The 12,795-nt window shown below is 65.3% G+C and carries 11 protein-coding genes; 3 read left to right on the top strand and 8 right to left on the bottom strand.

Annotation, left to right across the window (positions count from 1 at the left end; all coding sequences use genetic code 11):
• Nucleotides 1-9 precede the first annotated feature (9 nt).
• Nucleotides 10-672 carry a GMP/IMP nucleotidase gene (yrfG, locus tag ACUXVH_RS06160; RefSeq protein ID WP_011058674.1) on the bottom strand — a complete coding sequence of 221 codons (663 nt, stop codon included), beginning with the start codon at nt 670-672 and terminating at the stop codon, nt 10-12.
• A gap of 224 nt (nt 673-896) precedes the next feature.
• Here yrfG and nudE point away from each other — a divergent pair, with 224 nt between their 5' ends.
• Together nudE and cysQ are read left to right on the top strand one after the other, a co-directional pair.
• The gene (nudE, locus tag ACUXVH_RS06155; protein WP_011058675.1) at nt 897-1,463 is read left to right on the top strand and encodes an ADP compounds hydrolase NudE; all 567 of its coding nucleotides are present in this window, start codon (nt 897-899) and stop codon (nt 1,461-1,463) included.
• A gap of 11 nt (nt 1,464-1,474) precedes the next feature.
• Nucleotides 1,475-2,302 (top strand): 3'(2'),5'-bisphosphate nucleotidase CysQ, encoded by an 828-nt coding sequence (gene cysQ / locus ACUXVH_RS06150; protein ID WP_011058676.1) that lies wholly within the window; start codon nt 1,475-1,477, stop codon nt 2,300-2,302.
• Between the two features lie 141 nt (nt 2,303-2,443).
• On the opposite strand, the gene ACUXVH_RS06145 is transcribed toward cysQ, so the two are convergent.
• The 7 genes from ACUXVH_RS06145 to rfbB all read right to left on the bottom strand — a co-directional run bounded on the left by ACUXVH_RS06145 (nt 2,444) and on the right by rfbB (nt 9,635).
• The gene (locus tag ACUXVH_RS06145) at nt 2,444-2,899 is read right to left on the bottom strand and encodes a YiiD C-terminal domain-containing protein (RefSeq protein WP_011058677.1); all 456 of its coding nucleotides are present in this window, start codon (nt 2,897-2,899) and stop codon (nt 2,444-2,446) included.
• Nucleotides 2,900-2,936: 37 nt separating this feature from the next.
• Nucleotides 2,937-4,343 (bottom strand): sigma-54-dependent transcriptional regulator, encoded by a 1,407-nt coding sequence (locus ACUXVH_RS06140; protein WP_445494216.1) that lies wholly within the window; start codon nt 4,341-4,343, stop codon nt 2,937-2,939.
• A 74-nt stretch (nt 4,344-4,417) separates the two neighbouring features.
• Nucleotides 4,418-6,226 carry a sensor histidine kinase gene (locus ACUXVH_RS06135; protein ID WP_011058679.1) on the bottom strand — a complete coding sequence of 603 codons (1,809 nt, stop codon included), beginning with the start codon at nt 6,224-6,226 and terminating at the stop codon, nt 4,418-4,420.
• A 34-nt stretch (nt 6,227-6,260) separates the two neighbouring features.
• Nucleotides 6,261-7,142, bottom strand: a complete 882-nt coding sequence (gene rfbD / locus ACUXVH_RS06130) for a dTDP-4-dehydrorhamnose reductase (protein ID WP_015633783.1) — start codon at nt 7,140-7,142, stop codon at nt 6,261-6,263.
• Nucleotides 7,139-7,684, bottom strand: coding sequence for a dTDP-4-dehydrorhamnose 3,5-epimerase (rfbC, locus tag ACUXVH_RS06125; protein WP_015633784.1), 546 nt, complete (start codon nt 7,682-7,684; stop codon nt 7,139-7,141). The genes rfbD and rfbC overlap by 4 nt, the downstream gene beginning before the upstream one ends.
• Nucleotides 7,681-8,556: a glucose-1-phosphate thymidylyltransferase RfbA gene (rfbA, locus tag ACUXVH_RS06120; RefSeq protein ID WP_065364796.1), complete on the bottom strand. Its 876-nt coding sequence runs from the start codon at nt 8,554-8,556 to the stop codon at nt 7,681-7,683. The genes rfbC and rfbA overlap by 4 nt, the downstream gene beginning before the upstream one ends.
• Nucleotides 8,553-9,635 carry a dTDP-glucose 4,6-dehydratase gene (gene rfbB, locus ACUXVH_RS06115; protein WP_065364797.1) on the bottom strand — a complete coding sequence of 361 codons (1,083 nt, stop codon included), beginning with the start codon at nt 9,633-9,635 and terminating at the stop codon, nt 8,553-8,555. The genes rfbA and rfbB overlap by 4 nt, the downstream gene beginning before the upstream one ends.
• 238 nt (nt 9,636-9,873) lie before the next feature.
• Here rfbB and ACUXVH_RS06110 point away from each other — a divergent pair, with 238 nt between their 5' ends.
• On the top strand, nt 9,874-12,792 hold the full coding sequence (locus tag ACUXVH_RS06110; RefSeq protein ID WP_065364798.1) for an aminotransferase: 2,919 nt from the start codon (nt 9,874-9,876) through the stop codon (nt 12,790-12,792).
• Nucleotides 12,793-12,795: the final 3 nt, after the last annotated feature.

Below are 12,795 nucleotides of genomic sequence, written 5' to 3'. Positions count from 1 at the left end.
CGAAGGGCTTCACAAGCCTTCGATCAACGCCCGGTAATCCCCCACCGCCGCGAACTCCGCGGTGTCTTTCGGCCCTCTGCGGCTGTCCGGCTGGCTCACCGCCAGCAACTGCGCCACACCAAAGTCCCGCGCACTGCGCAGGATGGGCAGGGTGTCGTCGATGAACAGGCTGCGGGCCGGGTCGAAGCGGATATCGGCCTGCAAGGCGTCCCAGAACTGTGGGCTTTCCTTGGGGAAACCGTAGTCGTGTGAACTGATCAGGCGTTCGAAGTATGGCGCCAGTTCGATCCGTTCCAGCTTCAATGACAGGGAGTCGCGATGGGCGTTGGTGATCAGGATCACCCGCTTGCCGGCTTGCTTGATGGCTGCAAGAAAGGTGTCTGCGTCCGGACGCAGGGCGATCAGGTGCGCGGTTTCCAGCTTCAACTCGCGCACCGGCAGTTGCAGTTCGGCGCTCCAGAAGTCCAGGCAATACCACTGCAACTGGCCGGCGTTGCGTTCGAACAGGGGCTCCAGCTCCAGCTCGGCCATGGCCCGGCTGACCCCGTGCAGCTCGGCGTAGCGCTGGGGCAGGTGTTCCATCCAGAAATGGTTGTCGTAGTGCAGGTCCAGCAAGGTGCCGTCCATGTCCAGCAGGACGGTATCGATCTGGTGCCAGGGCAGTAGGGCCATCGAACACTTCTCCAGTGGTAAGAAAACAGCCGACCGGCGGGGTCGACAAGGCCAGTGGGGCAGGGAGGCCCGGTCACTAGAACGGATAGAAAGGAGCCGCCTCGAAGAGGACGGTCACACGCAGTAAACAATAGGTTCCGCCGTGGTGCCGTGCACCGGCAATCTGCAACCCAGTCACTTTAAAACAGGCTGTATAGTAACCCGCTATCGCCAAGGAGCCCGCTATGCGCCAGAAACCCACCGTACTCGCCCGCGAGATCGTCGCCACCAGTCGTCTGTTCTGTGTCGAGGAGGTGCAGTTGCGGTTTTCCAATGGCGTCGAACGTACCTATGAGCGCCTGGTGGGCAAGGGCGCCGGCTATGGCGCGGTGATGATCGTGGCAATGCTCGACGCCGAGCATGCAGTGTTGGTGGAGGAATACTGCGGTGGCACCGACGCCTACGAGCTGTCGTTGCCCAAGGGCCTGATCGAGCCGGGGGAGGATGTGCTGGCAGCGGCCGAGCGCGAGCTCAAGGAAGAGGCCGGGTTTGGCGCGCGGCAACTGGAGCACCTGACCGAGCTGTCGCTGTCCCCGGGCTACATGAGCCAGAAGATCCAGGTAGTGCTGGCCACCGATCTGTATGAGGAGCGCCTGGAAGGCGACGAGCCGGAGCCGATGCGGGTCGACAAGGTCAACCTGCGCGAACTGGCGAGCCTGGCGCAGAACCCTCAGTTCAGCGAAGGCCGGGCCCTGGCTGCGCTGTACCTGACCCGCGACCTGCTGAGCCAGCGCGGGGTCTTTCAAGCATGAGCGAGACGTCAATGAATTTTCCCCACCCCTTGCTGGCGCCGGTTGCCGAGCTGGCCCTGCGTGCCGGTGAAGCGATCCTGCCGTTCTGGCGCGCCGATGTGGCGGTCAATCACAAGGCCGACGAGTCGCCGGTGACCGCCGCCGACCTGGCCGCCCATCACCTGATCGTGGCCGGCCTCACGGCCCTGGACCCGAGCATCCCGGTGCTGTCCGAAGAGGATGCGGACATTCCCCAGGCCACCCGCGCCAGCTGGCAGCGCTGGTGGCTGGTGGACCCGCTGGACGGCACCAAGGAATTCATTTCCGGCAGTGAAGAATTCACCGTCAATATCGCCCTGATCGAGCAGGGGCGGGTGGTGTTCGGCGTGGTGTCGATGCCCACCAGTGGCCGCTGCTACCTGGGCGGCGCAGGCCTTGGGGCCTGGCGCGTGGATCGCGGGCAGGCACCGCAGGCGATCCAGGTGCGTGAGCAACCGGGGGCCGGCGAGGCGTTTACCGTGGTGGCCAGCCGCCGGCATTCGAGCCCGGAGCAGGAACGTCTGCTCAGTGGTTTGAGCGCCGCCCTGGGTGAATTGCAACTGGCCAATATCGGCAGTTCGCTGAAGTTCTGCCTGCTGGCCGAAGGCGCGGCGGACTGCTATCCGCGCCTGGCGCCCACCTCGCAGTGGGACACCGCGGCGGCCCAGGGCGTGCTCGAAGGCGCGGGCGGCGAGGTGCTGGATCTCAGCGGTGCGCCGTTCTGCTATCCACCTCGGGAGTCGTTGCTCAACGGCTTCTTCCTGGCCCTGCCGGCCAAGGCGCCCTGGCGCGCCAAGTTGCTGGAACTGGCCCGCTCCTGATCACCTCGCGGCGACTTGCCTCTGCCACTCTTGTGCAGGAGCCGGCTTGCCGGCGACGGGGCCCTTGGGCCCTGTGCAAGCATTTCCGGCCTCTTCGCTGGCAAGCCAGCTCCTACAGATTTGAGCCGGGTCGCAAACGGGTTAGCGGTGCAGGACGTACTGGCCGGTAAAACGCACGGCGTCTTCTGCGCTGCCGGCATTGACGACCCGGGTGTGCAAGGTCAGCCGGGCACGGCCGTAGCGCTGATACATGGCGAGGAATTTGTTCCAGACCTTGTCATCCGGTGCGGCGCAGATCGCCACGGCGTCGCCGGTCACCGGCAGCGGGTAACTGATCTGGCCTTCCTGGATGACGATGTGCCCGTCATCGATGCCCTGTTCCTTGAGCCGCAGGTGCAGCCAGCCCCAGCCGGCGAGCACCGCACCGCAGTACAGGCTGCCGCCGAACATGGTGCTCTTGTGGTTGACGTTGGCCTCCAGGGGCAAGTGCAGGCGCAACTCTTGCCCCTGCCAGTCGAGCACCTGCAGACCCATGTCCCGTGTCAGGGGGATGTCGTGGTGGAGGATGGATTCCAGGTATCGACTGTCGCGATTCATGCCGGGGCCTCAGGGGTAAAGGGAATAGCGGAACGCTTCATTCTGATTCGTCGCCGGGCTGGTTGGCGCCGCCGTCGGCGAAGTTCAAACCGTGCTTGCGCAGCTTGTCGTGCAGGGTCTTGCGTGGAATCCCCAGGGCTTCGGCGAGGCTGCGCATGGAGCTGTGGGGCTGGGCCATTTCAGCGGCGATCAGGGTCTTTTCGAAGTGCTCCACCTGCTCGCTCAAGCCACCTTCGATCAGGCTCGGGGCCGCAGCCGCGGGAGTACCCGGCTCGTTGTTGTCCAGGGCCAGTTCCAGGCCCAGGGCGAAGCGTTCGGCGGCGTTCTGCAGCTCGCGCACGTTGCCCGGCCAGCTGTGGCGCAGCAGCAAGGCACGGTGTCCGGGTTGCAGTTCCTGGGGGGGCAGGCCGTGGCGGGTGCTGGCTTCGTCGGCGAAGTGCTGGAACAGCATCAGCACGTCTTCGCCACGCTCGCGTAGCGGCGGAATGCGCAGCGGCGCGACGTTCAGGCGGTAGTAGAGGTCGGCGCGAAAGCGTCCCTGGTCCGCGGCCTGGCGCAGGTCTTCCTTGGTGGCGGCGATGATGCGGATATCCAGCGGGATCAATTGATTGCCCCCCAGGCGTTCCACCACCCGCTCCTGCAGCAGGCGCAGCAGCTTGACCTGGACATCCAGGCTCATGCTTTCGATCTCATCGAGGAACAGGGTGCCGCCGTTGGCAAATTCGAACTTGCCGATGCGGCGTTTCTGCGCACCGGTGAAGGCCCCCGGCTCGTGGCCGAACAGCTCGCTTTCCACCACCGATTCCGCCAGGGCCCCGGCGTTGATCGCCACGAACGGCCCGTTGCGCCGTCCGGAGAGATCGTGCAGGGCACGGGCCACCACTTCCTTGCCGGCGCCGGTCTCGCCGAGGATCAGCACATCGGCCCGGGTCGCCGCCAGGGCGCCGATCTGCTGGCGCAGGCGCAGCATCGGCGCCGACTGGCCTACCAGCCGTGCACTGAGTTCCTGACGGTCGCTGAGGGCCAGGCGCAGGCTGCGGTTGTCCAGCACCAGGCGCCGCCAGTCCAGGGCGCGGCGCACACTGTCCAGCAGGGCATCGCTGGCGAAGGGCTTTTCCAGAAAGTCATAGGCGCCGGCACGCATGGCCTGCACGGCCAGGGGCACGTCGCCGTGGCCGGTGATCAGCAGCACCGGCAGCTCCGGGTCCTGGGCATGCAGCTGGTTGAGCAGCTCCAGGCCGTCCATGCCGGGCATGCGGATGTCGCTGACCACCACCCCCGGCCAATCCCGCTCCAGGCGCGGCGCCAGGCCCTGGGCTTCGTCGAGGGACAGCACCTTGAGCCCCGCCAGGTCCAGGGTCTGGCTCAGGGCCTGGCGCAGGTGGGGATCGTCGTCGATCAGCACCACTTGCAACTGAGGATCGAGGCTCTCGGGATGGCTCATCGCTCACTTTCCAGATCGTGTCGGGGCCGGGAGCGCCGGGCCGGACAGGGTTGATATCGGGTTGCCGCTCTGCTTCATACCCCGCGGTCCTCGGAGGGCTGCAGGCTGACTCCGGGGGCCCCGGCCCGCAGGCGCAGGGTGATCAGGGCCCCGCCTTCGCGGTGGTTGGCGAATGACAGTTCACCACCGAAGGCACGCATCAGGGTGTCGCAGATGGCCAGCCCCAGGCCCAGGCCCTGAGTACGGGTCTTGGTGGTGTAGAACGGCTCTCCGGCGCGACCCAGCGCTTCCATGCAGAAGCCCGGACCGTTGTCGCGAATGTACAGGTTGACGCCGGTGGCGGTGGATTCGGCACTCAGCCAGAGTTTGCGCGGGGGGCCTTTTTCGGTCAGGGCATCCAGGGCATTGGCCAGCAGGTTGCCCAGTACCTGGCGCAGGCGGGTTTCCCCGGCTTCGACCCACAGGGTGGCGGCCGGCAGGTCGCGGATCAGTTCCACTTCCATGGCCCGGCGGCGCTTGGCCAGTAGCGCCAGGGCGTCGTCCAGGGCCGGTTGCAGGGCCACGCTTTCCGGGGCGTGGTGATCGCGCCGGGCGAAGGCCCGCAGGTGGGCAATGATCGAGGCCATGCGCCCGGTCAGTTCGCTGATCAGTTTGAGGTTGCCTCGGGCGTCGTCGGTGCGCTGGTGGTCCAGCAGCACTTCGGCGTTCTCGGCATAGCTGCGGATCGCCGCCAGGGGCTGGTTGAGCTCGTGGCTGATGCTGGCCGACATGGTGCCCAGAGCCGAGAGCTTGCCGGCCTGGACCAGGTTGTCCTGGGCCCGCACCAGTTCCTGCTGGGCGGTTTCGCGCTCCAGCACTTCCTGCTTCAGGCGCCGGTTGAGGCTTTCCAGGTCGCTGGTGCGCTCGGCCACACGCATCTCCAGCTCGCGCCGCGCCTTGGCTTCGAAGGCGATCCGCTCCAGGTAGTGGCGGCGGCGCTGCATCATCAGGCCGAGCAACAGCATCAGCACCAGCAGCGCGGCGGCGCCCACGGCCACTACCGTGCGCACCGGCCGGTCGATCAGAGTGCGCGGTGCGAGGATGCTCACGGCCCAGCGGGTTTCGTCGATCTGCTGGGTCTGGGTCAGCCAGGCATTGGGGTTGAGGTTCAGCGGCCTTGGGTCGCGAGTCGGATAGGGCTGGATGGCGACGATCGCCTGGCGTTCCTCGTCGCTCAGCGGCCGGGTCGCGCGAAAGCGCCATTCCGGGCGCGAGGTGAGGATCACCACGCCATTGTGGTCGGTCATCAGCAACTGTTCCGGGGTCTTGCCCCACAGGCTTTCGGTGTGGTCCAGGTCGACCTTGACCACCAGCACGCCAAGGATCCGCTCGCCATCGCGCACCGCGGCAGCAAAGAAGTAACCGCGCTTGGCCGAGGTGGTGCCCAGGCCGAAGAAGCGCCCCAGGCGCCCGGCCATGGCCTCGCTGAAATAGGGGCGGAAGGCGAAATTGCGACCGACGAAGCTGTCGTGCTTGTCCCAGTTGGAGGCCGCCAGGGTCTTGCCGCTGGTGTCCATCAGGTACATCACCTCGGCGCCGGTCTGGGCACTGATGTTCTTCAGCAGGCGGTTGGCGTTGCCCTGGGTCACGCCATCGTCCGGGGCGCCGAGTACCGCGCGCAGTGCCGGCAAGTCGCCGAGGATCTGCGGCAGCACTTCGTAGCGGTGCAGGGTGCCCAGCAGGTTGGCCACGTACAGGTCGAGGGTCTGGCGGTTCTGGCTGGTCAGCTCGTTGCGGTAGTAGCGCTCCGCCAGATGCTCCAGCGGCCACAGCAACGGCGCCAGGCACAGTGCCAGCAAGGCCAGGCTGCGCCAGCGAGGGCGACGGGGAAGGGGTGGGGTCATGGAAAAGGCGCCTGTGGATACAGGCGCATTATGCCTAGCCCTGCTCGGCAAGACACTCGCGCAATGCGGTGTGCCAGTCCGGCTGGACCACGCCCCACTCCCGTGCCAGGCGGCTGCAGTCCAGGCGCGAGTTCAACGGCCGCGGCGCCGGTGTCGGGTAAGCGCTGGAAGGGATGGCTTCAAGGACGGCGCAGGGTTTGTCCATGGCCAGCAACTGCTCACCGATGGCCTGGGCAAAGCCGAACCAGGAAGTCTCGCCGTGGGCGGTGAGGTGGTAGGTGCCCCAGGCGCCGGGCTGCCCGGCTCGCCAACGCTCGATCAGCGCCCGGGTGCTGGTGGCGATGGTGCCGGCCCAGGTGGGCGCGCCGATCTGGTCGGCCACTACCCGCAGCTCGGGTTTTTCCTGCAGCAGGCGCTGCATGGTCAGCAGGAAGTTCTTGCCATGGCTGGAATAGACCCAGCTGGTGCGCAGGATCAAATGCTGGCCCTGGACCAGCCGGATCGCCCGTTCGCCAGCCAGCTTGCTCTCGCCGTAGACACTCAGCGGGTTGGGCTCGTCGTCCTCAACATAGGGCGTTTCCTTGCTGCCATCGAACACGTAGTCGGTGGAGTAGTGAATCAGCGGCACACCCAGCTCGAAGGCTTCCTGGGCGAAGATCCCGGGGGCCGTGGCGTTGATAGCAAAAGCCAGCTCCGGCTCGCTCTGGGCCTGGTCGACGGCGGTGTGGGCGGCGGCATTGATGATCAGGTCCGGGCGAATGGCGCGCACTTGCTGGCGGATCTGTTCCGGGTGGCTCAGGTCCAGTTGCTCACGACCCAGGACCACCAGCTCGCCCAGGTCGCCGAGGCGCTGCTGCAGCTCCCGGGAGACCTGGCCGTGCTGGCCGCTGATAAGGATTTTCAGAGGAGCGTTCATGGGAACAGATCGGCCTCTTCTAGGCTTTTACCTTTCTGGTCCTTGGCCGAGAGCGTTGGCATATCCTGCAACTGCCAGTTGATCGCCAGGGTCGGATCGTCCCAGCTGATGCAACGCTCAGCAGAAGGCGTGTAGTAATCGGTGGTCTTGTAGAGAAACTCGGCAGCGTCGCTGAGTACTACGAAGCCATGGGCGAACCCTTCGGGAATCCATAGTTGGCGATTGTTATGTGCAGACAGGCGAACACTTGCCCAACGGCCAAAGTTCGGGGAGCTACGCCGGATATCGACGGCTACGTCCAGAACCTCGCCGGCAATCACCCGGACCAGTTTTCCCTGCGGGTGCTCAATCTGGTAGTGCAGACCACGCAGGACGTTCTTGACGGATCGCGAGTGATTGTCCTGTACAAAGCTCTTCTGCAAGCCGGTGGCCTCTTCGAAGGCCTTGGCATTGAAGCTCTCGTAGAAGAAGCCACGCTCGTCGCCAAAGACCTTGGGCTCGATAATCAGTACACCGGTGAGCTCTGTCTGAATGATGTTCATTGGGTTTCCCCCGCCAGAGTGAACAGGTACTGGCCATAGCCGGTCTTGCCGAAGTAAGCGGCGCGCTCCAGCAGGTGCTCGCGGCTGATCCAGCGGTTCTCATAGGCGATCTCTTCCAGACAGGCGACTTTCAGGCCCTGGCGATGCTCGATGGTCTGCACGTATTGCGAGGCCTCCAGCAGGCTGTCGTGGGTGCCGGTGTCGAGCCAGGCAAAGCCCCGGCCAAAACGCTCCACGTGCAGGTCGCCACGCTTAAGGTAGGCGTTGTTGACGTCGGTGATCTCCAGTTCGCCCCGGGGCGAAGGCTTGACGTCCCTGGCAATCTGCACCACGTCATTGTCGTAGAAGTACAGGCCGGTGACCGCGTAGCTGGACTTCGGCTTCTTGGGCTTTTCTTCGATGGACAGGGCACGGCCCTCGCTGTCGAAGTCGATGACCCCGAAACGCTCCGGGTCCTTGACCCAGTAGCCGAACACCGTGGCGCCGCGGGTGCGCTTGGCGGCATCGCGCAGCTGTTCGCCGAAGTACTGGCCGTGGAAGATGTTGTCGCCCAGGATCAGGCACACCGGGTCATTGCCGATGAACTCCTCGCCAATCAGGAAGGCCTGGGCCAGGCCATCCGGCGAAGGCTGTTCGGCATAGCTGAAACGCACGCCGAACTGGCTGCCGTCACCCAGCAGGTTGCGGTATTGCGGCAGGTCCTGAGGGGTGGAGATGATCAGGATGTCCTGGATGCCGGCCAGCATCAGTACCGAGATCGGGTAGTAGATCATCGGCTTGTCGTAGATCGGCAGCAGCTGCTTGGACACACCGAGGGTGATGGGGTGCAGACGGGTGCCGGAGCCGCCCGCCAGAACAATGCCTTTGATCATGCAATCAGATCCTTGATGTCGGTGGAACCCAGGCGTTGGCCCTGGTAGCTGCCGTCTTGTACCCGGCGGCACCACTCGAGGTTTTCCAGGTACCACTGCACGGTCTTGCGCAGGCCACTGGTGAAGGTTTCTTCCGGAACCCAGCCCAGCTCGCGCTCGATCTTGCCGGCGTCGATGGCGTAGCGCAGGTCGTGGCCGGGGCGGTCCTGGACGAAGGTGATGAGGTCGGCGTAGTGAGCCACGCCCTGGGGTTTCTGCGGGGCCAGCTCTTCCAGCAGGCTGCAGATGCCGCGTACCACGTCGATGTTCTTCTGCTCGTTGTGGCCGCCGATGTTGTAGGTCTCGCCGACCGCGCCTTCGGTCATCACCTTGAACAGGGCCCGGGCGTGATCCTCGACATACAGCCAGTCGCGCACCTGCAGGCCGTTGCCGTACACCGGCAGCGGCTTGCCTGCCAGGGCGTTGAGGATCACCAGCGGAATCAGCTTTTCGGGGAAGTGGAACGGGCCGTAGTTGTTGGAGCAGTTGGTGATCAGCACCGGCAGCCCATAGGTACGCTGCCAGGCGCGGACCAGGTGGTCGGATGCGGCCTTGCTGGCGGAGTAGGGAGAGCTGGGGGCGTAGGGCGTGGTTTCGGTGAACAGGTCATCGACGCCATGCAGGTCGCCATAGACCTCATCGGTGGAAATATGGTGGAAACGGAAAGCGGCTTTTTCCGCCTCGGGCAATGTGTGCCAGTAGGCGCGGGTCGCTTCCAGCAGGCTGTAGGTGCCGACGATATTGGTCTGGATGAAGTCGGACGGCCCGTCGATGGAGCGGTCGACATGGGACTCGGCAGCCAGGTGCATGATCGCGTGGGGCTGGAAGCGCGCCAGCACGGCGCTGACGGTGGCCTGGTCGACGATATCGGCCTTGACGAACTCATAGCGGCTGTTGCTGGCGATGCTGTGCAGCGATTCCAGGTTGCCTGCGTAGGTCAGTTTGTCCAGGTTCAGCACTTCGTGTTCCGTGTGCTGAATCAGGTGGCGGACAAGAGCCGAGCCAATAAAACCGGCTCCGCCGGTAACGAGAATGCGCATGTTGGGGGCCTGTATCCTTGAAAACGGTCATTTGCTGCGACGAATGCAGCATAGCTTGTCGATAGGGAGCCTAGGGTGCAATAGCAACAACCGCTTGATTGCTCTGCGAACCGTCGGAAATTTCAAGGGTGAAGTTTACAGCAGGCAAGGCTCTGGTCTTGCCTGCGCGCTTTGGGGTTGCGCATTACCTTGCGCAGTGGCGATATAAGCGGCCTATAACAATTCCAGGGGTCGTTGTATGTTGCTCGCCACCTTGATCCACCGTGCCAGTCTGCCCAGCCCGCAAGTCTTAGCGCAGCAAGCGCTGGAGTTGCTGGAAAGCCACTACGGCCTGCACGGTACCCTGCACTCGCTGGGCAGTCAGCAAGACCTCAACTACCGCGTCGACAGCCCCCAGGGGCGGTTTGTCCTGAAGATCTGCCGCGGCGACTACTCGGTCCTGGAGTTGCAGGCGCAGCACGCCGGCCTCAAGCATCTGCAACAGCGCCCGGAGCTGCGAGTGCCCAGGGTCATCCCGGCGACAAACGGCGCGGACCTGCTGTCCGTGGAGATTGCCGGGCAAGCGCTGCACGTACGCCTGCTGGACTATATAGAAGGCCGCTCCCTGACCCACCTGCCGCACCTGGGCGGCGAGCTGGTGGCGGGCCTGGGCCGGCTGTGCGGGCAGATGGACCTGGCCCTGGCGGATTTCGAGCATCCGGGCCTGGAGCGCACCCTGCAATGGGACGCCCGGCATGCCCAGGCATTGATCGGGCATCTGCTGCCGGTCATTGCCGACCCGCAGCAACGAGCGGTGATCGCCAGCGCCGCGCAACGCGCCGAGCGCCGCCTGCATCCGCTGCTGGAGCAACTGCCGGTGCAGGCCATCCATATGGACATCACCGATGACAACGTGGTCTGGCAGCGGGATGAAGCACGGCATTGGCAGGTGCAGGGGGTGATCGATTTCGGCGACCTGATCCGCACCTGGCGCATCACCGACCTGTCGGTGACCTGCGCGGCGCTGCTGCATCACGCCGAGGGCGACCCGCTGCGCATCCTCCCGGCGATCCAGGCCTACCATCAGGTCAACCCGTTGCAACGGGCGGAGCTGCTGGCGCTCTGGCCTCTGATCGTGGCCCGGGCGGCGGTGCTGGTGCTCAGTGGCGAGCAGCAGGTCAGCATCGACCCGGGCAATGCCTACAGCCGTGCCAACCTGAGCCACGAGTGGGAGATTTTCCAGGTCGCCAACTCGGTGTCGTTCGAGTTCATGGAGGCGGCGATTCTCACCGCTGTCGGGCACGCACTGCCTGCCATCGGCGGTGAGGGGTTCGCCCCGCTGTTGCCGAGCCTGGTGGGGCGCGAATTCGCCCTGATCGACCTGGGCGTGCTCAGCCCGCACTTCGAGGCGGGCAATTGGGAGCAGCCGGGGATCGACGATCGCCTGTTGGCCGAAGCTGGCGCCGCCCATGGCCTGGCCGCCAGCCGCTATGGACAGTACCGCCTGTCGCAGACCCGTCCCGATAGCGCCGAGGAACCCTCGACCTGCCCCTTGCATGTACAACTGCAAGTGCCGCCAGGCACCGCCGTGGAAGCGCCGTTCGCCGGGGTCCTGCACCGCGGCGAGCAAGGCCTGTTGCGCCTCGATGGCCCGACCCTGAGTGTGCACCTGTGGGGCGTCGAGCCTTCGCTGCACCCGGGAGCGGCGCTGGTCAAGGGCCAGGTGCTGGGCGCCGTGGCGGCGGATGGTCGGCTCAAGGTGCAGCTGTGTCGCGCTGCCGAACTGGATCCGCCGCTGTTTTGTACACCGTCCCGAGCCCCGGCCTGGCAAGCCCTTTGCCCCTCGCCGGCGGCGCTGCTGGGGCTGGCCTGCGATGCCGAACCGGAACTGGATCCGCAAACCCTGCTGGAGCGTCGTGACGCCAGTTTTGCCCGCTCGCAGAAGCACTATTACCTCGATCCGCCGCGGATCGAGCGCGGCTGGCGCAACCACTTGATCGACATGCAGGGGCGTTCCTACCTGGACATGCTCAACAACGTCGCGGTGCTGGGCCACGGTCACCCGCGCATGGCCGCTGAAGCGGCGCGGCAATGGTCGCTGCTCAACACCAACTCGCGTTTCCACTATGCGGCGATCGCCGAGTTCTCCGAGCGCCTGCTGGCCCTGGCACCGGATTCCATGGACCGGGTGTTCCTGGTCAACAGCGGCACCGAGGCCAATGACCTGGCGATCCGCCTGGCCTGGGCCTACAGCGGCGGGCGCGATATGCTCAGTGTGCTGGAGGCCTACCACGGCTGGTCGGTGGCGGCTGACGCAGTGTCCACCTCCATCGCCGACAACCCCCAGGCCCTCACCAGCCGTCCGGAGTGGGTGCACCCGGTGACCGCGCCCAACACCTATCGCGGCGAGTTTCGCGGCCAGGACAGCACCCCGCACTACCTGCGCAGCGTCGACCAGCAACTGCACAAGCTGGATGAGCAGCAACGCCAGCTGGCCGGTTTCATCTGCGAACCCGTGTATGGCAACGCCGGAGGGATTTCGCTGCCACCGGGCTACCTGCAGCAGGTCTACGAGCGGGTGCGGGCCCGGGGCGGGGTGTGCATCGCCGACGAGATCCAGGTCGGCTACGGGCGCATGGGCCAGTTCTTCTGGGGCTTCGAGGAGCAGGGCGTGACCCCGGACATCATCACCATGGCCAAGGGCATGGGCAACGGCCAGCCCTTGGGTGCGGTGATCACCCGGCGGGAAATCGCCGAAGCGCTGGAGGCCGAAGGCTATTTCTTCTCCTCGTCCGGCGGCAGCCCGGTCAGTTGCCGCATCGGCATTGCGGTGCTGGACGTGATGCAGGAAGAGAAACTCTGGGAAAACGCCCAGGTGGTCGGTGAACACTTCCGGCAGCGCCTGGAGGCGCTCAAGGAAAACCACCCGCTGGTGGGAGCGGTGCATGGTTCCGGTTTCTACCTGGGGCTGGAACTGATCCGCGATCACGCCACCCTGGAACCGGCCACCGAGGAAACCACCCTGCTGTGCGAACGCCTGCGCGAGCTGGGGATTTTCATGCAACCTACCGGCGATCACCTGAACATCCTCAAGATCAAGCCGCCGATGGTCACGACTCGCCAGAGCGTGGATTTCTTCGTCGACATGCTGGCCAAGGTGTTGAGCGAAGAGCTGTAGGCG

This window comes from Pseudomonas sp. 8(2025) (genome assembly GCF_052665325.1).
The sequence above is the reverse complement of the archived record's forward strand: the minus strand, read 5'-3'. Positions and strand labels throughout refer to the sequence as shown.